Raw genomic sequence first — 24,452 nt, 5'->3', positions numbered from 1 at the left:
GGCCCCGGGCCGGTCGTACGCCGCCCGAAGGTCCCCGGGCTCGCCCCCTGACATTCCGCGAGGCCGCCTCCACGCGTACGGGAGGCGGCCTCGCGCAGCGGGCGCGGCTCAGCGAGAGTCCGCCCGGAGGGCCGTCATGGACCCACCGGCCGGCCATGGTGTCGTGACTCCGGTACCGGCCGCTCCGCTCGCCGTACCGCGCCGGACCGCAACAAAGGGCCCGTGCGCTGCTGAGCACACAACCGCGCCTGTGCGGGAACCCGTTCTCGTAACCCGCGTCCCGTCACACACTGTCCTCCAGCGACGCTTCACGTCCTGCCGGTGGCGGATCGTTACGCGCCTTCGGTCCCCGTACTCGGCACGGCAGCCGGCTGTTCCGTAGCGGATCCGTCCTTGACGGCCCTGTAGTAGACGGACTTCTGCTGCTTGGTTCGTTCGCTCTGGTTCTTGGCGACCGATGCCTCGAGGGCGTTGCGCACCACTGTGACGCTCAGCGTGCGTTCGGGGTGTTCCTGTGCCAGTTCCTGGGCGACTTCGGCCGCCGACCGCGGTTCCTGGTGCCTGCCGAGAACGGCGACGACGAGTTCCCTCAACGGGGGCACGTTCTTGTTGGTCTTTGCTCCGCTCTTCGGTTCCGCGGCCTTCCTGGGACGCTTGTCGTTGTCGGAACCCGCCTTTGCGCGCCGCGCCCTGGGAACCGTTGCGGTCTTGACCGTCTTGGCCTTCTTCACCGGAGGAGTGCCCAGGGCCGCCTGCATACTCACCAGCAGTTCGTGGTCCTTCTGCAGGGCTTCGAGCTGCGCCTGCAGGGTGGCCACCTCGGACCTGATGCGTTCCTGCTCCCTCGTGTTGCGCTCCAGATCGGTGTCGACCTGCTTGGCGTACTGGGTCTGCAGAGTGGGGTTGCTTTCCGGCATGACTACTCGCTTTCCTTGCACGTCTGTTGGAGGCGGATGTTACTCACATTTGTCGCTCTTCAGAACCTCGTGGGATTTACGTCACCGGCAAACAACCCACGCATCGTGCCGACGCGCACGACGTTCGTCCGGCACACCGCCCGTCAGACCGGAGCGGGTGTTCTCACTGGAACCATGCGTGGGTGGAGAGTTCCGGGCGTACGCCGTGCTGGGCACGGGCGAGGACGACAGCGCTCGATACGAGCCCGACGTGGCTGAGCCCCTGGGGAAAATTACCGAGGAAGGAGAGGTCGCCCGGGTCGATCTGCTCGGCGAACAGACCGAGCGGACTGGCGTAGGAACACAACTTCTCGAAAAGTTCGGAGGCTTCGTCGACGCGGCCCTGGCCTGCGAGGTTGTCCACCATCCAGAAGCTGCACAGCAGGAACGCGCCCTCCGGCTCGTCGAGTCCGTCGGGTGAGTCCTGCGGGAGATAGCGGTACAGCAGGCCGTCGCCCGCACCGAGCCGTTCGGCGATCGCCCGTGTGGTGGCGACCATGCGCGGGTGGTCGGCGGGCAGGACGCGTCTGAGCGGCAGGGCGAGGAGTGAGGCGTCCAGTCCACCTCCCCGGCCGAGGTGCTCGGTGAGGGAGTTCATCCGCTCGTCCCACGCGTCATGGATGATCGTTTCGGTGAGGTGCCGGGCCTCCGTGGCCCATGTGGTGGCGTCACCCGGCAGGCCCAAACGGGTGACGAGCCGCGCCGCGCGGTCGAGCGCCACCTGGCACATCGCCGCGGAGTACGTGAAGGGGCGCCCCGGGGTCCGTACCTCCCAGATGCCGTGATCCGGCGCCCTCCAGGCGGTGCGGGCCTGTTCGGCCAGGCCGGCCAGGCGGTGCCACAGACCGTCGCTCAGCGTTCTTCCGGTGGCCGCCCACTGGAAGGCACAGTCCAGGAGTTCTCCGTAGACGTCGTGCTGTACCTGTTCCGCCGCGGCGTTGCCCCAGCGCACGGGCGAGGAACGGCGGTACCCCTCCAGTTCTTCATCGATGACTTCGACCGGCGGTGGCCGGCCGTCCACGGCGTACAGGACGCGCAGCCGCCCTTCGCGCCGGGCGGCGGTGAGCGCCCAGTGGAGGAATCCGCCGGCCTCGGAGGTCAGGCCGATCCGGCGCAGGGCGAACACCGTGTACGCGGCATCGCGTATCCACGCGTAGCGGTAGTCCCAGTTCCGGTCTCCTCCGATGCATTCGGGCAGCGACGAGGTGGGGGCGGCGACGATGGCGCCGTTCTCTACGTGCTCCAGGAGCTTGAGGGTGATGGCCGAGCGCCGTACCAGGTCGGCGCGGGGAGAGTCGTGCACGATGCTCGCCGACCAGCGTCGCCACGCTTCCACGGTGCCGGTGATGCAATTTTCGGCCGGCGGACCCGGGCAGGGGGCCGCCCGGTCCCACTGCCCGTTCCAGCGCAGGCCCACCCAGAGTTCCTCCCCTTCGCCGAGAGGCACTGTGCACTGGGGGCCGGACAACGGCCGGGAGGCGTTCAGGTACAACTCGAGGGACTGACGCGGGCAGGCCAGCCGGCAGCCCCCGGCGGTGCTCCCGGACCGGGCACCGCCGTACGGCCGTACCGCCACGGTCAGGTCGACGCTGCCGTGCACGACCTTCGCGTGACGGACCAGTTCCCCCCTGCCGGCGGGGGCGTCCTCCTCCAGGCGCGCACCCGCTTCGAGGAGGAACGCATCGGTGACCTCGACGACTCCTGTGTCCGCGTGCAGCTCCGTCACCAGGACCGCGGTGTCCTCGACGTAGTACTGACGGCTTTCCCTCAGCCCCTGCGGTGCGATCAGGAAGGAACCGCCGCAGTGCCGGTCGAGCAGTGAGCAGAACAGTGGCGGAGCGTCGAAACGGGGGACGCACATGAAACTGACGGCGCCGTCGCGGCCCACCAGGGCGCACCCGCGGCCGTCTCCTATCAGACCGTGGTCCTCGATTGGCAGGTACCCGTCCCGGGGCAGTCGCGACCGCTCGTTCATACCTGGCCCTGTACCCACTGAGCGCGGACAGGATCAGCCGGCCCTGCACCGGCACCGGCGCCGGTGCAGGGCCGGCTGCGGCCGGCAGACCGGGACGGTCCGGCCGCCGGCGTGCAGCCGTGGCGGGGCTGTGTGACTCTTGCCGCGGGACCATGCCTCACCCACGGGAGGAGACGGTGATGAATCAGCTCGGAGACAAGCCGGAAGAGGTCCGCAAGCGGCTGGAGGAAGAGAGGCGGAACACCCGGGAGCAGGACCGGAGCCGGGATTCCGCCGACCGGGTCCCCGAGTCCGAGGAGCTGTCCGGAAAGGCGCACGAGCCGACGTACGGGGACGAGCGGGATTCGGGCTGACCGCGGGGGGCCGGACCGGTGCCGGGCAGCCGTGTCAGGGGCCGCCCTCCGGCCGGCGTCCGTGACGGGTTCGGTCGGCTGTGTCGTAACCGCGCGGATCGGGGCGCACGACGGGGTGATCCGGTGCCAACCGGGAGCGGAGCCACCCGGTGCCGGGTGACATGCGTACGTGGGTGTCCGTCGGCGAGCCGTCCACGACCGGTGTCGGTCGTGTGGGGTCGGTTGCGTGAGCATGTCCCGGCCCTGTGACCGCTGAGTGCCGTTCCGGCCCATGTGAGGCCCCCGGGGGGTGCGGCCCCGCACGACGAAACGGCGTACGACGGGCAGCGCGGCGGCACGGTTTCGCTTCGGCGCGCTCCCCTGCCCGTGCCAAACCGGCCTACCAGCGCATCGCTGTCGCGCGCACAGAGCTGAAGTCCATGGCCTGCTCCACCTCCCGCAGGGTCTGCTCGGCGATCTGGCGCACCTCGGCGGGTACGTCGCCTCGCTCCTCTATGAGACCTGCGTAGATCGGTGCCTCGGCATGGTGTGTGGAACTCACGTGATGAGGGCCCTTCAAGTCGGTACGTGCGCGGTTTCTGGCGGCGGCGGGAAACGGAGGACGAGTGTAGGGGGTCTGTGGAGTGCCGGAGCAGACCGCCCCGTGTCCGGGCTTCGCGACCCGCAGCTTACGGCGTGAGCGTCGTGTGGCTCCGGCCCGCCCGTCCCACCGGGGCAGTGTCAGTGGGGCGTGACACCGCCCGCCGCATGACGAACTCGCGTGCGGAACGCGGCTCGGACGTGTTCCGGGAAGGGGATTTCCCGGTCCGCGCACTCACCTCCGTGTGGGATCTGTCTCCTTCCGGGACGGCGTCACCGTCGAAGGCGCCCCCGGGCAGCGGCCCCTCACGACGGGTGCGCCCCGGTCCGTCACCCTCCGGACCGGGGCGTTCGGCGTCGGTGTTCACGAAGTGGCGCTCATCCGCTCGGCGGGGAAGCCGTGGGTGCGGGCGGCCACCACCACGAGCAGCACCGGCCCCAGGAGCACAAGGACGCTCCAGGGGAAGGATGCGGGGCCGAAGCGGTCGAGGAGGAGTCCGCCGACGACTCCGCCGCCCGCCATGGCCGCGTTCCACAGCGTGACGAGCATGGCCTGCGCGGCGTCGGCCGAGTCTTTGCCCGCGTCGCCCACGGCGGTCTGCAGCAGCGTGGGGGCGCCTCCCCATCCGAGCCCCCACAGCGTCACGGCGAGGTAGACCATGGCGGGGCTGCCGGCGAGCACCGCCAGGACGGCGGCGGCCACGGCGACCAGGACGATGCCGGCGAGGGTGAGGGTCCGCGGCCGACGGTTGATCTGAGCGCCCACGATCCAGATGCCCGCCAGGGAGGCGGCGCCGAAGACCAGCAGTACGAGGTCGGTCGAGTCACCCATGCCGAGCCGGTCGAGGAACGTGGCGATGAAGGTGTAGAGGATGGTGTGGGCCAGTACGAACACCAGGGTGACGAACAGGACCGGTGTCACCCCGGGGATGCGCAGGGTCCGCAGGACCGGGGTCCGGTCGTCCTGCCGCTGCCCGGGGTAGTCGGGAACCGCAGCGGTGATCCACGCGAGCAGGAGGACGGTGAGCGCGGTCATGGCCAGGAACGCCGCCTGCCAACTGAGCACCTTGCCGAGGAAGGTTCCCGCGGGCACCCCCAGCGACAGGGCGACCGGGATGCCGGCCATGGCGATCGCGATCGCTCTGCCTTGCAGGTGTACGGGCGCCATGCGGCGGGCGTATCCGGCCAGCAGGGCCCAGGCCAGGCCCGCGGCGACCCCGGCGACGAACCGGGCCGCCATGGTCAGGGAGTAGTCGGACGAGACCGCGGTGACCGTGTTGGCGGCGGCGAATCCCGCCATCGCCGTCAGCAGCAGACGCTTGCGCGGCCACCGCGCGGTGGCCGCGGTCAGGGGGATCGCCGTGAGCGCGGTTCCGACGGCGTAGACCGTCACCGTCTGGCCCGTGGCCGATTCGCTGACGCCCAGGTCGGCGCTCATCGCGGGCAGCAGACCCGCGGGCAGGGTCTCGGTCAGGCTGGTGATGAAGACGGCGGTGGCCAGTGCCAGCAGCGCCGGCAACGGGAGTTTTCGGTGGGTGGTTCCGGCATCGGGGCGGGTGAGTTCCGTCGTGTGGTTCCGCATGCCGAGTATGCTCGAACCCTCACATCGATGTAAGGGTCAACGCGGCGAGCCGTGAGGTGGATCACATGCGTATCGGAGAGCTGTCGGAGCGCACCGGCACATCCCGGCGACTGCTGCGCTACTACGAGGAGCAGGGGCTGATCGCCGCCGACCGCTCCCCCAACGGCTACCGCGAGTACGACGAACGCTTCGTGGACCGGGTCGCGCAGATCAGGGGACTGCTCGATGCCGGGCTGCCGACCCGGGTCATCAAACAGATCCTCCCGTGCCTCGACAAGCCCCGGATCATCCACTTCCCCGACGCGACACCGGAGATGCTCGCCACGCTGGAACTCGAACGCGACCGCCTCACCGAACGCATCGAGTGCCTGACCCGCAACAGGGACGCCATGGCCGAATACCTGGAGGCGGTGCGCGGTGACAGCCCTCGGGACACCGTCCGCGCGCCCGGCGACCGGGAGGTCGCGCCCGCCGCGGTCTGAACCGGCGGGACGAGGACGCGCGGTTTCCGCCCGCGGTGTTTCCGGGGGGGCGCGCCCTGGGCGGCCGTGTCGGCTGTTCGTGTGAAACCCGGGAACGAGGCAGGGATTTCGGCGTGTCCGTGGGAGGGATGGCTGCTGGGCGCTGTATCGGGCGCCCGTTCCGGGAACCGGTGCGGTGGCGCGATCGCTCGCCGCCCCACCGGAGAGAAGGGAGCAGTTTTCATGTACAGACGACTCGTGCCTGTCGCCGCGGCCGCGATGGTCCTCTCCGGCATATCGATGACGTCGGCGTATGCCGCACCGGTAAGCGCCGACGACTCCATGTTCGTGAAGGCGGCCCATCAGGGCAACCTTGCGGAGATCGCCGCCGGGCAGGACGCCCGCAAGAACGCCACCACCGCGTGTGTGAAGAAGGTCGGGGCGGTGCTGGTACGCGACCACACCAAACTGGACGCGGACGTGAAGGCGCTGGCGGCCAAGCTGAACGTGACGCTGCCGGGGTCCCCGACCCCGGAGCAGAAGAAGCAGCTGGCCGCCGTGCGGGCCAAGGCCGGTACGCCCGCCTACGACAAGGCCTGGCTGAAGGTCCAGGAGGCCGCGCACACGGCGACCTTGGCGCTCATCGACAAGGAACTGTCCGTGGGGCGGAACGCTGAGGTCAAGGCCGCTGCCCGCAGTGCGCGGCCCGTGGTGGCGATGCACCTGGCGATGGTGCGCGGAGGCGTCTGCCACGCCGGCAAGGACGCCGGCAAGGTCCGGGCCGGCAGCGGCGGGCACCTGGCCGCCGGTGACGACTCGCTCGCCGTGGCGGGCGTCGCCGGTCTGGCCGGCGGTGGGCTGCTCGCCGCGGGCGGGGTCCTCTGGTTCGTACGCGACCGACGCCGCTCCCCCGAGCGCTCCTAGGTCATGGTGGGACGCCGGTTCGCCGCCGTGCTGACCTTGTGCGGTCTGGGTGCGATGGCAGCCGGATGGGTGCTGGTCAGCGGCCCGCAGCCGCGCCTGCGGGACGCGGGCACGCTGCCACCGGTCCGGGCCCCCGCGGCGGCAGTCGACGGCGCGTCGGCGTCCCCGCCCCAGAGCGTTCGCGGCCCGGGACGGTTCGAGGCCGCGCTCGTGCCGGTCGCCGCGGCGGCCGACGGAACGCTGGTCCTGCCCGAAGAGCCCGGCACCGGCGGGTGGTGGGCTCTGGGCGCCGCCCCCGGCGCCTCCCGCGGAACCGTCCTGGTCGCCGGCCACCTCGACACCCGCGAAAGCGGGCCGGGAGCGTTCGCGGCGCTGCACGAGTTCGAGCTGGGCGCCCGCGTCGTACTCACCGGCGCCGACGGCCGCGCCCACGCCTACCGGATCACGGCCCGCCGCAGCTATCGGCAGGAAGCCCTGCCGGGTGAGCTGTTCGACTCCGGCGGCGCCCCACGGCTGGCGCTGGTCACGTGCGCCGGAGATTACGACCACGCCACCGGCCGGTACGAGGACAACCTGGTCCTGTACGGTACGCCCGCCACTGCGCCCTCCCCGCCGCAGCGCCGTTGACGTCCGCGTGCGACCGCGGGGCGCGAGGCCACAAGGCCGCGGACGGAACCCGCGGCCACCGGCCTCGCGCGACACCGGGCGTGACAGACCCGGCCGCGCCGGGGTCGAAACCGTGCGGTCCGGTCACGAGGACGGCGGGGCCCGAAGTCCGGTCCGGCGGGGCGGCACCGGTGGCCGCCGCGAGCCGTCCGCCCCGGCCCGACGCGGACCTGCCGGCCCGGACCCCGGCGCAGGACAGGCAGCCGGCCGCGGCCGCCCGCGGACCGGAGAGATCGTCCGGGCCGAGCGCGACGTCCGTACGCCGCCGGAAACATCCCCGTGAGCGCGGGCGGCGCCGGTTTCCTTGCCGCCCGGTCCGCTTTCCGGGCCGCCCGGTCCGCGCAAGATCTTCGTCCTTGACAGCGGGTGAAGCCGTGGGTGAGTCTTCGAGCGTTCGATGGGAACGTTCCCATCCAGCCGGGGAGCGCAAGCGCCCGGGCCTCGCCGCACCCGCGCAACAGGAGACAGCACATGTCCGATCGTCCGGTCCGTTGGGGCATCCTGGCCACCGGCCCCATGGCCGCCGCCTTCACCGAAGACCTGGCCCTGATCCCGGAGGCGGAGGTGGTCGCCGTCAGTTCCCGTTCCGAGCACTCCGCCCGGCTCTTCGCCGACCGGTTCTCCATCCCCCGCCCGTACGGCAGTTGGCAAGCTCTCGCGGCGGATCCGGAGGTCGACGTCGTCTACGTCGCCACGCCGCACGCCCATCACCTCGCGGCCACCACCGCCTGCCTCGACGGCGGCAAGGCAGTGCTGTGCGAGAAGCCGTTCGCCCTGAACCGGGCGCAGGCCGCGTCGATGGCCGCGCTGGCTGAGCGTCACTCCCTCTTCCTCATGGAAGCCATGTGGACCTCTCTCAACCCCCTGGTCCGGCGCGTCCGCTCCATGGTCGACGAGGGCCTCATCGGTGAAGTCCGCTCCGTGCACGCGGACTTCAGCGGGCGGGTCCCGCACGTCCCCGGGAGCAGGCTGCGCGACCCCGCCGCCAGCGGTGGTGCCCTCCTCGATCTCGGCACGTACCCCGTGTCGTTCGCCCACCTGCTGCTGGGCCCGCCCGACCGGGTGGCGGCCTGGGCGGACCTCACCGACGAGGGGGTGGACGAGAGCACGGCGATGGTCCTGGGCTACGACAGCGGGGCCATGGCCGTCCTGTCCTGTTCGCTGGCGGCCGACAGCGCGCGCGGCGCCGTCGTCCACGGCACCGCGGGCCGGATCGAGATACCCGCCGACTTCTACAACCCGCGGTCCCTGGTCCTGCGGCGCGACGGACACGACCCGCAGACGCTCGTCGCGGAGCCGCAGAGCGGTAACGGTTACGGCCACCAGGCGCGGGAAGTGATGCGCTGCCTGCGGGAGAAGCGGACCCAGTCGGACCTGGTCCCGCTGCGGGGCACCCTCGAGGTCATGGGCACCCTGGACAGGGTCCGCGAACTCGTCGGTCTGCGCTATCCCGGCGAGTGAGCGAGTGAACCACGCGCAGGTCCCCCCACCCGGCCGAATTTAGGATGCACTCCATGGAACAGCGAATTTTGGGCAGGACCGGCCGGAGCGTCTCCGTCGTCGGGCTCGGTACGTGGCAGCTCGGTGCCGACTGGGGCGCCGTACGGGAAGAGGACGCCCTCGGCGTCCTGGACGCGGCGGTCGACGAGGGGGTCACGTTCTTCGACACGGCCGATGTGTACGGGGACGGGCGCAGCGAGCAGCTGATCGGGCGCTATCTGCGCGAGCGGCCGGACGCCGGTGTGTTCGTCGCCACCAAGATGGGCCGCCGCGCCGAGCAGCTGCCCGAGAACTACGTGCTGGACAACTTCCGCGCCTGGAACGACCGGTCGCGCCAGAACCTCGGCGTGGACACCCTGGATCTGGTGCAGCTGCACTGTCCCCCGTCCTCGGTCCACTCCTCCGGCGAGGTCTTCGACGCGCTGGACACCCTGGTGGCCGAGAAGCGGATCGCCGCCTACGGCGTGAGCGTCGAGACGTGCGCCGAGGCCCTCGCCGCGATCGCGCACCCCGGTACGGCGAGCGTGCAGATCATCCTCAACCCGTTCCGCCTCAAGCCGCTCGAAGAGGTGCTTCCCGCCGCCGCCGAGGCCGGCGTGGGCATCATCGCCAGAGTCCCCCTCGCCTCGGGCCTGCTGTCGGGGAAGTACACCAAGGGGACCGTCTTCGCCGGTGACGACCACCGGACCTACAACCGGCACGGCGAGGCGTTCGACCAGGGAGAGACGTTCTCCGGCATCGACTTCGAGACCGGTGTCGAGGCCGCCGCCGAATTCGCCGCTCTCGCTCCGCACGGGGCGACGCCCGCGCAGACGGCCCTGCGGTGGATCATCCAGCAGCCCGGCGTGAGCAGTGTGATCCCGGGCGCGCGTTCGGCCGGGCAGGCCCGCGCGAACGCGGCGGCCGCTGCGGTTCCGGCGCTGCCCGAGGCGACTCTCAGCTCCGTACGGAAGCTGTACGACGAGCGCATCCGCGCGCAGGTGCACCACCGCTGGTAGGCGCTCCGCGTCCTTTGGACACGGCTGGGCCCGGCGTGCTGTGCGCACGCCGGGCCCAGCCGTCGAACGGCCAGCGCGACCGGGCTACTCGGCCGGTGCCTGCGCCACCGGCAGCGCGTCCGTCGCCGGCAGCGTGCCGGTGCGCGCCACGCCGGCGTACCAGCGGGCACTCGCCTTCGGGGTGCGCCGGCCCGTCGGGTAGTCGACGTAGACGGCGCCGAAGCGCTTGCTGTATCCGTAGCCCCACTCGAAGTTGTCGAGCAGGGACCACAGGAAGTAGCCGCGGACGTCCACGCCCGCCTGGATCGCCCGGTGGACCGCGGTGAGGTGGCCGTGCAGGTAGGCGACCCGGTCGGGGTCGATCACCTCGCCCTGCGGGTTGACGTAGTCGTCGAACGCCGCGCCGTTCTCCGTAATCATGAGGGGCAGGTCCGGGAAGTCGTTCTTGAGCCGGAGCAGCAGGTCGTACATGCCACTGGGGTCCACGGCCCAGCCCATCGCCGTGGTGGAGCCCGGGGGCAGGTGGAAGTTCACGTTGTCGGCGCCCGGCCACGGGCTGTGCGCGCTGTTGCCGTGGCCGTCGGAGCCGTGGGCGGCCTCGCCGTCGGCGGCGGAGACCAGGGTCGGCGTGTAGTAGTTGACGCCCAGGAAGTCGAGCGGCTGGTGGATGTCGGCCGTGTCGCCGTCCTGCACGAAGGACCAGTCGGTGAGGTGGGCCGTGTCGCTCAGCAGGTCGGCCGGGTACGCGCCGCCGAGCACGGGGCCGGTGAAGATCCGGTTGGCCAGCGCGTCGATACGACGGGCCGCGTCCACGTCTTCGGCGCTCTCGGTGAGCGGCCGCACATGGTGGACGTTGAGGGTGGTGGAGATCTGCGCGTCGCCGGGCAGGGCTGCGCGCAGCGCCTGTACGGCCTTGCCGTGGGCCAGGTTGAGGTGGTGGGCGGCGCGCAGGGCGGCGACGGGTTCGGTACGGCCCGGTGCGTGGACGCCGGAGGCGTAGCCGAGGAAGGCGCTGCACCAGGGCTCGTTGAGGGTCGTCCAGGTCCGTACCCGGTCACCCAGGGCGTCGGCGGCCAGGGCGGCGTACTCGGCGAAGCGTTCGGCGGTGGCACGTTCCGGCCAGCCACCCATGTTCTCCAGTTCCTGCGGCAGGTCCCAGTGGTAGAGCGTGGCGACGGGCTTGATGCCCTTCTCCAGCAGCTCGTCGGTCAGCCTGCGGTAGAAGTCCAGCCCCTTCTGCACCGCGGGGCCGCGGCCGGTGGGCTGGATGCGGGGCCAGGCCAGGGAGAAGCGGTAGGCACCCACACCGAGGTCGGCCATGATGGCGACGTCCTCCTGCCACCGGTGGTAGTGGTCGGTGGCGATGTCCCCGGTGTCGCCGTTGCGGACCTTGCCCGGGGTGCGGGAGTAGGTGTCCCAGATGGACGGGGTGCGCCCGTCCTCCGTCGCCGCTCCTTCGATCTGGTACGCGGCGGTCGCCGTGCCCCAGAGGAATCCCGGGGGGAAGGTTCGGGTGTCGGGGGTCTGCGGAGCGGGCTCGCTGCGTCGGACTGCGGTGACCACGTATGTAGGTCCTTCCGGAAGGGGATGTCAGGTGGGTGGGATGTCGTGCTGAGAGAAACGGAGAGAGGAGGGGGAGGGGGAGGGGCGCCGCGCGCTCAGCCCTTGACCGCTCCCTGCATGATGCCGCCGACGATCTGGCGGCCGAAGACGATGAACATCGCCAGCAGCGGCAGTGTGCCGAGGAGCGCGCCCGCCATGATGACCGACTGGTCCTTGACGTATCCGGCGCTGAGCTGGGTCAGCGCGACGGGCACCGTCGGGTTCTCCATGTTGAGCGCGACGAACGGCCAGAAGAAGTCGTTCCACGCGTGCACGAACGTGATCATGAAGAGGACGGACATCGCCGGGCGGGCGACCGGCAGCACGATGCTCCAGAAGATGCGCAGCGAGTGGGCGCCGTCCACCCGGCCGGCCTCGACGAGCTCGTCGGGCAGTGCCTCACTGAGGTACTGCCGCATGAAGAACACGCCGACCGCGCTGACCAGGGTGGGGAAGATGACGGAGGGCAGCCTCTGGCCCCAGCCCAGGTCGCTCATCATCATGAACAGCGGCACGACGCTGAGCTGCGGCGGGACCATCATCGTGCCGATGACGAGCATCAGCAGGAGGTTGCGGCCCTTGAAGCGCAGTTTGGCGAAGGCGAACCCGGCCAGGGTGGCGAACAGCACCGTGGCGGTCGCGATGGAGCCGGCGACGATCAGGCTGTTGAGCAGCGCCTTGCCCATCGCGGCGTCCTCCCACGCCTTGGCCAGGTTGGAGAAGAGGTTCGGGCCGGGGAGGAACGGCGGCGGGGTCTGCGTGACACGGGTGTTGTCCGTCGAGGCCGCCACCATCGTGAAGTACAGCGGGAACAGCGAGGTGAGCGCGGCGATCCCGAGCAGGATGTACGCGAGGGGGCCCGCGTGGTGCTGGCGCCCGGCTCCGGTGCTCAGCATCCGGCGGCGGCCGCGGCCGCCGGATGCCGTGGTGGTCGTACGCGGGGCGAGCTCGTCCGGCCGGGCCTGGAGGCTGTCGGTGGTCATGGGCTGGCTCCTGGTCAGGATGAGCGGGACGACGTGAGGCGCTGGAGGAGACGCTGCAGCAGGAAGACGAGGATGACGATGAGGAACATCGCCCACGCGACGGTGGCGGCCCGTCCCATCTGGTAGTTCTTCCAGCCCGCCTCGTACAGCAGCAGACCCAGCGTCTGGTACTGGTTGTCGGCGCCGCCGCTGATGCCGTTGGGTCCCTGGCCGAAGATCAGCGGCTCACCGAAGATCTGGGTCGCCCCGATGGTCGACAGCACGATCGTGAAGACGATGGTGGAGCGGATGCCGGGGACGGTGACCTGGCGGAACTGCTGCCAGCGCGAGGCGCCGTCGATCGCCGCGGCCTCGTAGCGGTCGCGCGGGATGGCCTGCATGGCGGCCAGGTACAGCAGCGCGTTGTAGCCGGTCCAGCGCCAGATGACGATCGTCGAAATGGCGAACTGGGCGGGCCACTTGGAGTCTTCCCAGTCGACGCCGTCGACGCCGAACAGCTCGATGAACCAGTTGATCATGCCGAAGTCGCGCTCGAACAGCATGGTGAACACGAGCGCCGCCGCGCCCACCGAGGTGGCGTACGGCGCGAGCGCGGCGACCCGGAAGAAGGTCGAGCCGCGCAGCTTGTAGTTGAGCAGGTGCGCCAGGCCCAGCGCCAGCATGAGCTGCGGCACCGTGGAGATGACGCCGATGGTGAAGGTGTTGGCGAAGGCGTTCCAGAACTGGTCGTCCTGGATCAGTTCGGTGTAGTTGCCGAACCCCTTCCACTCCATGATGTCCAGAGTGGCGAGCTCCACCTTGTGGAGCGAGATCCAGAACGTGTAGAGCAGGGGGTAGAGGCTGAACGCCGCGAAAATGAGGAAGAACGGCGCCACGAAGCTGTACGGAGCGCCCTTCAGATCCAGACGGTGCAGGAGGTTGCGCCGGTCCTGCTGAGGACGACCCCCTTCACCACTGGCCTTGTTCTTCTTCGTACCACCGGCCGGAGCCGGCCGGGCTCCTTCGGCGTGGGGGGCAGAGGTGGGGGTGGCCACCGGAGGCCTCCTTCCTTGAGGGTGGGCAGAAGCGTTCCCCGGCGACCGGGACGGCCGGTGCGTCACATCCGCGGTCGCCGAGGACATCAGGACAGGAGGTCAGCCGACGGCCTTCTTGATGCGCTCGTCGGTGGTGTCCCACGCCTTGCCGGGCTCGGTGCCCTTGTCGACGAGCTGGAGGCCCTGCGAGAAGATGTCCTTGATCGCGCCGTCCTTGCGGCCGAGGACCTGCTCGTCGGGGATCTCCTGCGCGGCGGCGCCGAAGATCTGGCCGGTGGGCGCGTCACTGAAGTACTCGTGCTTGACACTGGTGACTTCGGGCCTGCTCAGCGCCTCCTTGGAGGAGGGCATGTTGCCGAGCTTGCTGAAGATGTATGCCTGCTGCTCGGGCGCGGTGAGCCAGGCGACCAGCTTCTTGGCCTCCTCCTTCACCGGGCTGCTCTCCAGGACGCCGAGGAAGGTGCCGCCCCAGTTGGCGCCCTTCGGAGCCTTGGCGACGTCCCACTTGCCCTTGTTCGCGGGGCCGGCCTTCTCACTGATGTGGGCGAGCATCCATGCCGGGCACACCGTGGAGGCGAAGGTGCTGTTGGCCAGACCGGGGTCCCAGCCCTTCTGGAACTGCGGCAGCTTGGCGCTCAGGCCCGCCTGCCCGGCCTCGACGGCCAGGTCCCAGGCTTCCTTGATCACGGGGCTGTCCTGGTAGATCAGCTCGCCGTCCTTGTTGTAGAACTGCTCGCTGTTGCCGTAGATGCTGGCGTTGAACAGGCCGGAGGAGGCGTCCATGAAGGAGACCTTCTTGTCCTTGTTGCCCGCCTTGAACCGCTTGCCGGCCTCGACGTACTTGGCCCAGTCGCCTTCCCACAGTTTGGCGACCTCCTCGCGGTCGGTCGGCAGACCGGCCTGCTCGAACAGGTCCTTGCGGTAGCAGACCGCCATCGGGCCGATGTCCGTGCCCAGACCGATGACCTTCTTGTCCGGCGTGGTGACCTGGCTGAGCTTCCACGGCAGGAAGTGGTCCACGCCCTCGACCTTGGACATGTCGGCGAACTTGTCGGCCCGGGTGTCGACGAGTTCCTTGGCACGGCCGATCTCTATGCCCTGGATGTCCTTCAGACCGCTGCCGGCGGCGAGGCGGGTCTGCAGCGCGGTGTAGTACGTCTGCTCGTCACCCGCGACCTCGGCCTTGACGACGACGTTCGGGTTCTCCTTCATGTAGCGGTCGAGGAGACCGGTCTCCTTGATGCCCATGACGCCGAACAGCCCCATCGTGATGGTGACCTTGCCGTCCTTGACACCACCGCCGGTGCCGCCGCTGTCACTGCCGCTGCATCCGACGACCAGGCCGAGTGCGGCCACGGCCGAAACGGCCGACACGACCTTCGTACGCAACAGCTTGTGAGCCCTGCTCATTTAGCCCTCCCAGTGGCGGCGCCGACGCACCGGAGTGCAAGCCCCCCGGCCGGTCCGCTCTGTGGCTTCGATGATGGAGTGGGTACGTTCCCACTTGGTGGTGGGAACGTGCCCACCACGGTTCACGAAGACTGACCGGCGGGCGTTGGGTCTGTCAAGAACTTGAATCCACTTCGTTGCACACAGATGTCGTCGACAATCTGCTCGGAGCCGCGAAGCTCGGTTACTGTCTGGCACAATGCGCTGGTGAACGGCGCCCGGACGCCGTTCTACGAGGAGGAAGCCATGGAGGGAAGGCGACGCCCGACCATCAAAACCGTGGCCGCGAGAGCCGGTGTGGGACGTACGACCGTCTCACGTGTCATCAACGGTTCGACGCTCGTCAGCGAAGAGGCGCGGGCCGCGGTCCTGGCCGCGATCGACGAACTCAACTACGTACCGAACTCCGTTGCCCGCGGCCTCGTCACCAGCAGGACCAACTCCATCGCGCTCGTGATCCCCGAGTCCGAGAGCCGCCTGGGATCGGAGCCCTACTTCTCGGCCGTCATCCGCGGAGTCAGTACCGGCCTGGCCGACACCAGGACGCAACTGCAGCTCATGCTCGTACGGGACAAGGGCGAGCGGGACCGGCTGACCGACTCGGTCGCCGAACGGCGCGTGGACGGCGTGCTGCTGGTGTCGGTGCACGAACAGGATCCGCTGCCCGGCCTGCTGGAGGACATGGGCCTGCCCACCGTGCTCGCCGGCCGGCGCTCCCCCACCGAGTCCCTCAGCCATGTCCACTGCGACAACCTCGGCGGTGCGACGGCCGCGGTCCGGCATCTGCTGGAGCGCGGCCGGACGACGATCGCCACGATCGCCGGCCCGCTGGACATGGACGTGGGCCGCACCCGGCTGCAGGGGTGGCGGGACGCGCAGGAGGAAGCAGGCTGTGACGCCGGCCAACGGCTGGTCGCCTCGGCCGACTTCACCGAGGCCGGAGGCGAGCAGGCGATGCGTTCACTTCTTGAAGCGGCGCCTGACCTGGATGCCGTCTTCGTGGCGTCCGACGTCATGGCCGCGGGCGCGATGATGGAACTGCGCAGGCAGGGACGGCGCGTTCCGCACGACGTGGCGGTAGTCGGCTTCGACGACTCGTTCTTCGCCCGCCACACCGACCCTCCCCTGACGAGCGTGCGCCAGCCCATAGAGGAGATCGGCACGATGATCGCCCGTATCCTGCTCGAGGAGATCGCCGACCCCGAAGCGCCCCGGCAGCACATCCTGCTCCCCACGGACCTCATCGTCCGCGACTCCTCGTGAGAAGGCCGGCCGGTCACGGCTCCGTCCCCCGGAGCGGCGGGCGCCGGAGGCCGTAACGCTGTGCGTTCACTTCCCCACCCTCGGGCATACCCGTTGATCAGATGTGTGAGACGGGCCCGAGGAGGAAGGCGATCAGGACGCTCGCGCCGTCAGCGCCCCCGTGAGGGAACGCTGCGCACCAGGCGACGAAGCGGAACGAGCCGGCCAAGGAGAGCAAGTGAGCGCACGCAAGAACATATTCGTGATCGGCCTGGACGAGGCCAATCTGCCGACTCTGCAGGCCGTGCCCGACGCACAGCAGTACGAGTTCCACCCTCTGCTCACCATCGAGGAGCTCCAGCACGGCGAGGTGTCGGTGGCGGAGCTGTTCGAGAAGGCGCAGAAGGTGCTCGACGCCTTCGACGGCAGCATCGACGCGATCGTCGGCTACTGGGACTTCCCGTGAGCACGCTCGTCCCGATGCTCAGCAAGCGCTACGGCACGCGCAGCACCAGCCTGGAATCCGTCGTCAAGTGCGAGCACAAGTACTGGAGCCGGCTGGAGCAGCAGAAGGTCGTCGACGAGCATCCGCGTTTCGGCCGGGTCGACCTGGAGACGGACGATCCGCGCCCGCCCGAGGGTGTGCGCTTCCCCATGTGGCTCAAGCCCGCCCTGTCGTACTCGTCGGAACTCGCCTTCGGCGTCAAGGACCAGGAGGAGTTCCTCGAAGCGGTCGCCGAGATCCGCAGGGGCGTCGCACGGGTGGGCCGGCCCTTCGAGTACATCCTCGACCGGCTCGACCTGCCCGAGGAGATGGCCGGTGTCGGCGGTCAGGTCTGCCTGGCCGAGGAGGCCCTCTCGGGGATCCAGGTGGCGGTGGAGGGGTACGTCCACCACGGTGAGGTCACCGTCTACGGCGTCCTCGACTCCATCAACTACCCGGACTCCTCCAGCTTCCTGCGTCACCAGTACCCCTCGACCCTGCCCGGGCCGGTGGTACGCCGGCTGCACGACGTGTCCGAGCGGGTGATGCGGCAGATCGGCATGGACTCGGCGACCTTCAGCATCGAGTTCTTCTACGACCCGCGGACCGACGGGATCAACCTGCTGGAGATCAACCCGCGGCACTCCCAGTCGCACGCGGAGCTGTTCGAGTACGTCGACGGCGCCCCGAACCACCACTGCATGCTCGGCCTCGCCCTGGGCAAGGACCCGTCCCTTCCGCACCGGGCCGGCCCGTACAAGGTGGCCGCCAAGTGGTACTACCGGTGGTTCGCCGACGGCGCGGCCCGCCAGGTGCCCACGCCCGAGGACATCGAACGCATCGAGCGCGAGATCCCGGGCGTGCGGGTCGACGTGGTGCCCGAGGAGGGGCAGCGCCTGTCGGAGACCCCCCACCAGGACAGCTACAGCTACGAACTGGCCCACATCTTCACCGGTGGGAACAGCGAAGAGGAGCTGCGGGAGAAGTACGACCGCTGCGTGGCGGCTCTGGGCCTCGCCTTCGACGAGACCATACCGGGCGGCCGCGACCAGAAGAACGTCTGAGACCCCGGGGACCCGAGGAAAAGGAGCGTCCCGCCGTATGCGTTTCGTGAGCAACCTGCCGTACGCGACGAAGGAAGAGGAGCACGCCGTCATTCCCCTGTCCGACGGCACCCGCCTGTCGGCGCACGTCTGGCGTCCGGTCTCCTCGGACGAGGAGCCGGTGCCTGCGGTACTGGAGTACATTCCCTACCGCAAACGCGACCTGACCGCGGTCCGCGACTCGGTCAACCACCCCTACATCGCGGGCCACGGCTACGCCTGCGTACGCGTGGACCTGCGGGGCACCGGCGACTCCGAGGGGGTGCTGGCCGACGAGTACCTGGAGCAGGAACAGGCCGACGCCGAGGAGGTCCTCGCCTGGCTGGCCGAACAGCCCTGGTGCGACGGCGCCACCGGCATGATGGGCATCTCGTGGGGCGCGTTCGCCGCCCTGCAGACCGCGGCCCGGCAGCCCCCGAGCCTGCGCGCCGTCGTCATCGCCTCCTTCACGGACGACCGGTACGCCGACGACATGCACTACATGGGCGGCGCGATGCTGTCGGACAACCTCGCCGAGGCGGGGACGATGTTCGCGTACGCGACCTGCCCGCCGGACCCCGCGGTGGTCGGCGACCGCTGGCGCGACATGTGGCACGAACGCATGGAGCACACCCGCCCGTGGGTCCTGGAGTGGCTGCGCCACCAGCGCCGCGACGACTACTGGCGGCACGCCTCGGTCTGCGAGGACTACGCGGCCGTACGCTGCCCCGTCCTCGCGTCCAGCGGGTGGGCCGACGGCTACTCCAACGCGGTGACACGGCTGCTGGGGAATCTGGACGTACCGCGCAAGGGCCTGATCGGGCCCTGGTCACACAAGTTCCCGCACCTGGGCGAGCCCGGCCCGGCCATCGGCTACCTCCAGGAGGTCGTGCGCTGGTGGGACCACTGGCTCAAGGGCGTCGACAACGGCGTCATGGACGGCCCCATGCTCCAGGCGTGGATGCAGGACAGCGTGCCGCCCTCGACGTCGTACGAGGAGCGGCCCGGCCGGTGGGTCGGTGAACCGGACTGGCCCTCGCCGCACATCCGGCCCGTCGCGCATCCGCTGCTGCGCCACCGCATCGCCATGCCGGGGGAAGCGACGCCTGCGGCAGGTGGCAGCGAGGACGCGATGACCGTGCAGTCGCCGTTGTCCGTCGGCCAGTTCGCGGGCAAGTGGGCTTCGTACAACGCCCCGCCGGACCTGCCGTACGACCAGCGCGAGGAGGACGGCGGCTCGCTGGTCTTCGACACCGGACCGCTGGACGAGCCGGTCGAGATCCTCGGCTCCCCCACCGTCGAACTCGACCTGTCCGTCAGCGAACCGGTGGCCACCGTCGCCGCCCGCCTCTCCGACGTCGCACCCGACGGGCGTGCCACACGCGTCACGTACGGAGTGCTCAACCTGACGCACCGCGACGGCACGGGCGAGCCCGAACCGCTGGAGCCCGGCCGGCGCTACCGCGCCACCGTCCAGCTCAACGGTGTGGCCCAGGTCTTCCCGCGCGGCCACCGCATCCGGCTCTCCCTGTCCACGTCGTACTGGCCGCTGGCCTGGCCACCGCCCAGGCCCGTCCTGCTGAGTGTCCACGAGGGATCCAGCACCCTGACGCTGCCGGTGCGCCCGGTGGACGAGCCGGACGAACTGCCGCAGCGCCCCTTCGGCGAGCCCGAGGGCGCCCCGCCCCTCACCACTACCCGGCTGTCGCCTCCCGAGCAGCGCTGGGAGGTCAAGCGCGACCTGATCGGGTACGACTCCGCGCTGGAGATCGTGAAGGACCGGGGTACCGTGCGCATCGACGGGATCGGTCTCGACGTGGGCTGCCGCGCGTACGAGCGCTACACCGCCACGGCCGACGACTTCACCTCCGTCGGCGGGGAATCGGCCTGGACGATGCGGTTCCGGCGGGACGACTGGGACGTGCGCGTGGAGACCCGCACCGAACTGCGGTGCAGCGAGACGGAGTTCTTCGTCGACGCGACCCTCGACGGCTACGAGGGGGAGCGACGGGTCTTCTCCCGCACCTGGAACGAGACGTTGCCACGGGACGGGCTGTAAACACTCCCCCTTCGGGCGATCTGCGCCAACACGCAACGCGGAGAGTAGTGGATCCGCTACGCTGCGCCGCGTCGCATGGTGGACCGCACACCCGAGGGGACCCTGAGTGAACCGCATCCGCACCGTACTCGCCGCACTCGGAATCACCGCCGCGACGGCGCTCGCACCCGCCGCGAGCGCCGTCCCGCAGCAGCACGAGGAACGGCCGGCCGCCGGCGCGTCCCGGCCCGAGCCGTGCACCGGCTCGTTCCGGGACGACGCACGGCTCGGGCCCGAGTGGCTTCCGCGCAAGCACGAGAAGCCGGTGGGCCCGCTGCTGAAGGGCTACCAGCGGACCGGGAAGCTGTCGTCGGAGGACTTCCTGAAGGAGTACTGGCAGGGTCCCGCCGACTCGGGTGGCTGGAAGTACCCGCCCAACGACGGGTTCGGGGAGGTCAACGGCGAGGTGGACAAGGAGCCCACGAAGCTCCGCGACGGCCAGCGCCTGGACCGTTTCGGTTCGGAGTACGGCTCCTACCTGGCGCCTGCCGGTGACCCGTACGCCAAGCGCGCGCTGCCCCCGCAGAACCTGAACACCCGTGAACCGTCGGCGCCGTGCGACTACCGCGTCTACGAAGTCACCAAGCCGTTCTGGGTGTGGCAGGGCAGCATCGCTCCGTGGTTCGAGCAGCCGGGCGGCGGGCAGCAGATCAAGCTCGATCCGGTGTTCCTGAATCCGGGTGAGGGGCAGCGGCTGAATGTGAAGTGGCTGCTGGAGCACGGCTACCTCGAACCGGCCGGCGCGTAGCCTCGCCCCCATGAATCGCCACGAACTGCGGGCCGCGCTGAGCGCGGCGGGGGTGCCCGACGACTGCTTCCGCATCGAAGGCGTCCATGAGCCGGTCCCCACGCCCCCCGACTTCCTGTACTTGAGGAAGAGCCAGGACGGCGGCCGGGCGTGGGAGACCGGTGCGTACGAGCGTGGTGTCTACGAGCCCGTCAGCCGGCACGCGAGCGAGGCCGAGGCCTGCGCGCAGCTGCTGCGCCTGCTCACCTGATCCTCGCGGCCCTTGCGGTCCCGGTCACTCCCATTCCACCGTCAGCGTGGCGGAGGTCCCGGATTTCAGGAAGACGTACGCCGTGGTGGCGGGCGCGGATGCCAGGCGCAGGCGCACCTGGGTCGTCCCCGTGACGTCGACTGCCGTGAAGTCGGCCGACGTCTGCGTTCCGGAGGTGAACCGGCCGATCTCCGCCACCCCGGACGCCGACGCGGCGGCGCTCCAGTCGTCGGCGGCCGTCTCGCATCCCGCGCCGAAGCAGCCGGACCTGACGTCCAGGACCATACGGTTTCCGGACGCCCAGGGGTCACCGCTGCCGCTGCCGTACGTCACGGTCAGGAAGGCCCGCTTCACGGTCGCCCCGTCCGGGACGGGCGAGGTGTCGAACGAGAACAGCGCGCGGTTGTGCAGCCCGTCCGCGCCCCGGCCCACGGCCACGCCGTAGGTGCCCTCCAAGGTGCCGGCCGCCGGTGCGCCGCCGGTGGCCGACGCCTTCACGTATCCGTCGTCCGCCGCCCGGCTCGGCAGCACCGCCGTTTTCGTGCCGCCCCCGGGAGGCGGCGTTCCGCCGTCACCGAGGCCCCAGAACTGTCCGATGCGGTACGCGGCGCACAGGTCGACGTCGAGTATGTAGGCACCCGCGACACCGCACTGCTCCGCGCCGGTCCCGGGGTCGACGGGCTGGCCGTGGCCCATGCCGGTGATCGAGTGGGTCTCCACCACCGGCCGTCCCGCACTGTCGCGGTACACGGCGTGCGGGTGGCCGGCCACGGTGTCCGTGGTGTCGGGCGCCGTGTCCGCGCCGTGGACACGGGTCCACTGCTCGACGGTCTCCGTCATGTTGGCGGGCACGACCGTCGTGTCGCGCGCCCCCTGCCAGACGGAGACGGTCGGCCAGGGGCCCGCGTAACCGGGGTACGCGGCACGGACCTTGTCGCCCCAGGCGGCGGGCGAGAGGTCGGTCCCGGGGCTCATGCAGCCGTAGGCGGCCACGACGGAGGTCGCGCAGGCGTACGGCAGGCCGGCCACGGGGGCTCCGGAGGCGAAGACGTCGGGGTACGCGGCCAGCATGACGTTGGTCATGGCCGCGCCCGCGGACAGCCCCGTGGCGTAGACGCGGGAGGGGTCGCTGCCCAGGTCCGTCTTCATCCGGTCGGTCATCTGCTTGACCGACAGCGCCTCGCCCGAGCCGCGTCTGATGTCCGCGGACTCGAACCAGTTGAAGCAGGAGTTGAGGTTGTTGCCGGACTGCTGCTGCGGCAGCAGAAGGGCGAAGCCCCAGCGGTCGGCCCAGGTCGTCCAGCCGGTCTCCGTGTCGAACGCGGCGGCCGACTGGGTGCAGCCGTGCAGGGCCACGACGAGGGGGCGGCCGGCCGGCAGGCCGTCCGGAACGTACCGGAACATGCGCAGGTTGCCGGGGTTCGTTCCGAAGCCGGTGACCTCGGTGAGCGACGCGGCCCGGGCGGCGGGCGCGAAAGCCGTCCAGCCGGTACCGAGCAGTGCGGTCAGCAGTGCCAGCAGGACCGCGACGGCGGGAAGTCTCTTCTGCGCACGAGGCGGGTGTGGATCCATGGCGGCTCGCTCCTTCACAAGGGCCCTCGTCCGGAGAAGGACTGTAGGGCCGGCCGTACGCCGCACAGGAGGGGGCGACGCCACCTTCGCCCGGCACGCGCGATGTGGCCCGGGCACGTTGCCGTCCTGCGCGAAGCGGCCCGGACAGCGATGTTTTTCAGTCGAAGCGGCATGACCGAAGAATGAACCACTTGAGCATGAGCGCAGGTCAGAAGGTCGTTTTGCGTTGTACCACCGACGCTTGTCCACATGATGGACACCCTGTCGCACGACATGCGCACCACTCCCGAGCTGCCCGAACGACCATTCGGTCACCGCCGCCCGGGCGCCCGCGGCCGGAATGGGGCGATCGGTGTGCACTCACCGTCCGCATCAGCAACACTCCACAGCGCAACAACCCCGCAACCGGCCTGAAACCAGAGGAGAACCATCCATGCGTCACATCCGGAACACGTTCGGCACCGTCGGTGCGGCGGCCGCCCTGGCACTCACGGGCGCCGTCAGCACGGGCACCGCGCACGCGCAGCCGGCCGCCGGGGCGGCCGGCCTTTACGCACCGTCCGCCCTGGTGCTCACCATGGGCACGGGCGAGGAAGCCGCCACGGCGACCGTCGGACGGGCCGTGACGCTGAGCTGCGCCCCCCTGCCCGGCGGCACCCACCCGTCCCCCGGGGCCGCCTGCAAGGAGTTGCGCGCCGCGCACGGCGAGTTCTCCGGGCTGGTCGACACGTCGCCGCAGCGGAGCTGCACGCGCGAGTGGGACCCGGTCGTCATCACCGCCCAGGGCGTGTGGCAGGGCAAGCCGGTCTCCTGGTCGGCCACCTTCGGCAACGTATGCGAGATGGAGGGCGGCCTGACGGAGAGCGCGCTGTTCTCCTTCTGACCGGCCCCGCGCACGGGAAAGCCCCGGCTGGTCGGGGGAAACCAGCCGGGGCGGCAAGGGTGTGGGAGCGGAGGGCGGTCGCCTCTCGGCGAGTGGCTCCATGGGGCTTCAGCCGAACGATCTTCCCCATGGGCCGGAGGTGAGGCCCGGGGACACTGTCCCCTCCGTACCCACACATGGTTGAACGGCCAACCACCCATGGATGTTCCGCTCCCTCCCGGGTTCCGGCGTGATGTGCGCCACTGGCCGGCGCGACCCGGCTACAGTCCTGTCAGGCGGCGGAGCGGCGGCCGAGCAACGCGCCTGCGACGATCCGGGCGGGCGGGCACAGGGTCTGGCCGTGGGCGGCGAAGAGGGCGTCCCGCGAGGAGAAGCGCCCGAGGTCCTGCCGCACCAGAGCGGACAGGTCGAACGACGAGCAGCCGTCCGCGCCGCAGGTCGAACCGTCCCAGTCCACGGCGGTGGAGGCCAGGGCATCGAAGAGGGTCTGTGGTCCCGTGTTGGTGAAGCCCGCCGGGTTGGCCGCGCCGAGCGCGCCGAGGGGCGCGTACAGCTCGGACACACCCACCCATTCCTGCCCGAGCCGGAACTCCGGCCAGGCCAGGAGGACCGTGTCGGGGACGAGGTGGCGCAGCCGGGGGAAACGCGGATACCAGAACGAGCCGTCGACGAGGAGGCCACGCACCCGGGTGGGAATTCCCGCCGCGCGGGCCACCGCTTCGAGAACCGCCAGACGCTGGCTGCAGGACCCGCGCCGCCGCGCCAGCGTCCGGGAGGCGGACTGTGTGTCGTCGAGGGCGTAGACCGCGCGGACCCGGTCGCCGACCAGCCGGTGCGCGGCCAGCAGCAGCGGGCGGTCCCCGCCCCCGCCGGCGGCGGACCGGGCGTCCGCGAGCAGTCGCCGGACCCGCTCATGACGCCAGTCGAGAATCGCGGTCGGCGCGGTGGAGCCCCGGTTCCCGTCGGCCCGGGGCGCGGCGGGTCGCCGGTGTCGCCACCACGGAGTCAGTACCACGCTCGTCATGGACGGA

The 24,452-nt window shown here is 70.5% G+C and carries 21 protein-coding genes and 1 pseudogene; 12 read left to right on the top strand and 10 right to left on the bottom strand.

From position 1 onward, the window contains the following. Positions 1-332: 332 nt before the first annotated feature. Both BN1555_RS32990 and BN1555_RS32985 read right to left on the bottom strand, forming a co-directional pair. Positions 333-917 carry a hypothetical protein gene (locus tag BN1555_RS32990; protein ID WP_093802821.1) on the bottom strand — a complete coding sequence of 195 codons (585 nt, stop codon included), beginning with the start codon at positions 915-917 and terminating at the stop codon, positions 333-335. A gap of 163 nt (positions 918-1,080) precedes the next feature. Next, the gene (locus BN1555_RS32985; RefSeq protein ID WP_093802820.1) at positions 1,081-2,931 is read right to left on the bottom strand and encodes a glycoside hydrolase family 15 protein; all 1,851 of its coding nucleotides are present in this window, start codon (positions 2,929-2,931) and stop codon (positions 1,081-1,083) included. Between the two features lie 179 nt (positions 2,932-3,110). On the opposite strand from BN1555_RS32985, the gene BN1555_RS39295 reads away from it, so the two are divergent. Beyond that, entirely contained in the window at positions 3,111-3,284 is a 174-nt protein-coding gene (locus tag BN1555_RS39295; protein WP_176710212.1) for a hypothetical protein, read from the top strand. Between the two features lie 379 nt (positions 3,285-3,663). Here the strand turns inward: BN1555_RS39295 and BN1555_RS39290 are convergent, their stop codons facing one another. Then, entirely contained in the window at positions 3,664-3,825 is a 162-nt protein-coding gene (locus BN1555_RS39290; protein ID WP_176710211.1) for a hypothetical protein, read from the bottom strand. Between the two features lie 402 nt (positions 3,826-4,227). Further along, positions 4,228-5,445: an MFS transporter gene (locus BN1555_RS32980; RefSeq protein ID WP_093802819.1), complete on the bottom strand. Its 1,218-nt coding sequence runs from the start codon at positions 5,443-5,445 to the stop codon at positions 4,228-4,230. 65 nt (positions 5,446-5,510) lie between these two features. On the opposite strand from BN1555_RS32980, the gene BN1555_RS32975 reads away from it, so the two are divergent. From BN1555_RS32975 to BN1555_RS32955, 5 genes are all read left to right on the top strand, one after another. Beyond that, positions 5,511-5,927 (top strand): MerR family transcriptional regulator, encoded by a 417-nt coding sequence (locus BN1555_RS32975; RefSeq protein ID WP_093802818.1) that lies wholly within the window; start codon positions 5,511-5,513, stop codon positions 5,925-5,927. 222 nt (positions 5,928-6,149) lie between these two features. Next, positions 6,150-6,830: a DUF4142 domain-containing protein gene (locus BN1555_RS32970; protein ID WP_176710210.1), complete on the top strand. Its 681-nt coding sequence runs from the start codon at positions 6,150-6,152 to the stop codon at positions 6,828-6,830. 3 nt (positions 6,831-6,833) lie between these two features. Next, entirely contained in the window at positions 6,834-7,457 is a 624-nt protein-coding gene (locus BN1555_RS32965; protein WP_093802816.1) for a class F sortase, read from the top strand. A gap of 510 nt (positions 7,458-7,967) precedes the next feature. Beyond that, on the top strand, positions 7,968-8,957 hold the full coding sequence (locus BN1555_RS32960) for a Gfo/Idh/MocA family protein (RefSeq protein ID WP_093802815.1): 990 nt from the start codon (positions 7,968-7,970) through the stop codon (positions 8,955-8,957). A 53-nt stretch (positions 8,958-9,010) separates the two neighbouring features. Further along, entirely contained in the window at positions 9,011-9,994 is a 984-nt protein-coding gene (locus BN1555_RS32955; RefSeq protein WP_093803823.1) for an aldo/keto reductase, read from the top strand. Positions 9,995-10,078: 84 nt separating this feature from the next. On the opposite strand, the gene BN1555_RS32950 is transcribed toward BN1555_RS32955, so the two are convergent. The 4 genes from BN1555_RS32950 to BN1555_RS32935 all read right to left on the bottom strand — a co-directional run bounded on the left by BN1555_RS32950 (position 10,079) and on the right by BN1555_RS32935 (position 15,023). Further along, the gene (locus BN1555_RS32950) at positions 10,079-11,557 is read right to left on the bottom strand and encodes a GH1 family beta-glucosidase (RefSeq protein WP_093802813.1); all 1,479 of its coding nucleotides are present in this window, start codon (positions 11,555-11,557) and stop codon (positions 10,079-10,081) included. Positions 11,558-11,652: 95 nt separating this feature from the next. Further along, positions 11,653-12,579 (bottom strand): carbohydrate ABC transporter permease, encoded by a 927-nt coding sequence (locus BN1555_RS32945; protein WP_093802812.1) that lies wholly within the window; start codon positions 12,577-12,579, stop codon positions 11,653-11,655. Positions 12,580-12,593: 14 nt separating this feature from the next. Continuing rightward, complete coding sequence (locus tag BN1555_RS32940; RefSeq protein ID WP_176710209.1) at positions 12,594-13,613, bottom strand: carbohydrate ABC transporter permease; 1,020 nt, start codon at positions 13,611-13,613, stop codon at positions 12,594-12,596. Between the two features lie 99 nt (positions 13,614-13,712). After that, positions 13,713-15,023, bottom strand: coding sequence for an ABC transporter substrate-binding protein (locus BN1555_RS32935; RefSeq protein ID WP_176710208.1), 1,311 nt, complete (start codon positions 15,021-15,023; stop codon positions 13,713-13,715). A 285-nt stretch (positions 15,024-15,308) separates the two neighbouring features. Here BN1555_RS32935 and BN1555_RS32930 point away from each other — a divergent pair, with 285 nt between their 5' ends. From BN1555_RS32930 to BN1555_RS32910, 5 genes and pseudogenes are all read left to right on the top strand, one after another. Beyond that, positions 15,309-16,325, top strand: a complete 1,017-nt coding sequence (locus tag BN1555_RS32930; RefSeq protein ID WP_093803818.1) for a LacI family DNA-binding transcriptional regulator — start codon at positions 15,309-15,311, stop codon at positions 16,323-16,325. Positions 16,326-16,542: 217 nt separating this feature from the next. Next, positions 16,543-17,852 (top strand): annotated as a pseudogene (locus BN1555_RS32925) (acetyl-CoA carboxylase biotin carboxylase subunit family protein). 37 nt (positions 17,853-17,889) lie between these two features. Further along, positions 17,890-19,929 carry a CocE/NonD family hydrolase gene (locus tag BN1555_RS32920; RefSeq protein ID WP_093802811.1) on the top strand — a complete coding sequence of 680 codons (2,040 nt, stop codon included), beginning with the start codon at positions 17,890-17,892 and terminating at the stop codon, positions 19,927-19,929. Between the two features lie 106 nt (positions 19,930-20,035). After that, the gene (locus BN1555_RS32915; RefSeq protein WP_093802810.1) at positions 20,036-20,716 is read left to right on the top strand and encodes a TNT domain-containing protein; all 681 of its coding nucleotides are present in this window, start codon (positions 20,036-20,038) and stop codon (positions 20,714-20,716) included. A 10-nt stretch (positions 20,717-20,726) separates the two neighbouring features. Further along, positions 20,727-20,966: a hypothetical protein gene (locus BN1555_RS32910; RefSeq protein ID WP_093802809.1), complete on the top strand. Its 240-nt coding sequence runs from the start codon at positions 20,727-20,729 to the stop codon at positions 20,964-20,966. Positions 20,967-20,990: 24 nt separating this feature from the next. On the opposite strand, the gene BN1555_RS32905 is transcribed toward BN1555_RS32910, so the two are convergent. Continuing rightward, positions 20,991-22,538 (bottom strand): extracellular catalytic domain type 1 short-chain-length polyhydroxyalkanoate depolymerase, encoded by a 1,548-nt coding sequence (locus BN1555_RS32905; protein WP_093802808.1) that lies wholly within the window; start codon positions 22,536-22,538, stop codon positions 20,991-20,993. Between the two features lie 433 nt (positions 22,539-22,971). On the opposite strand from BN1555_RS32905, the gene BN1555_RS32900 reads away from it, so the two are divergent. Then, positions 22,972-23,421, top strand: a complete 450-nt coding sequence (locus tag BN1555_RS32900) for a subtilase-type protease inhibitor (protein ID WP_093802807.1) — start codon at positions 22,972-22,974, stop codon at positions 23,419-23,421. Positions 23,422-23,692: 271 nt separating this feature from the next. On the opposite strand, the gene BN1555_RS32895 is transcribed toward BN1555_RS32900, so the two are convergent. Then, positions 23,693-24,445: a transglutaminase domain-containing protein gene (locus BN1555_RS32895; protein WP_093802806.1), complete on the bottom strand. Its 753-nt coding sequence runs from the start codon at positions 24,443-24,445 to the stop codon at positions 23,693-23,695. Between the last annotated feature and the right edge of the window lie 7 nt (positions 24,446-24,452).

The organism is Streptomyces sp. Wb2n-11 (assembly GCF_001049855.1).
In the GTDB taxonomy this organism is placed as follows: domain Bacteria; phylum Actinomycetota; class Actinomycetes; order Streptomycetales; family Streptomycetaceae; genus Streptomyces; species Streptomyces altiplanensis.
This window is presented reverse-complemented; position numbering and strand designations above follow the sequence as displayed.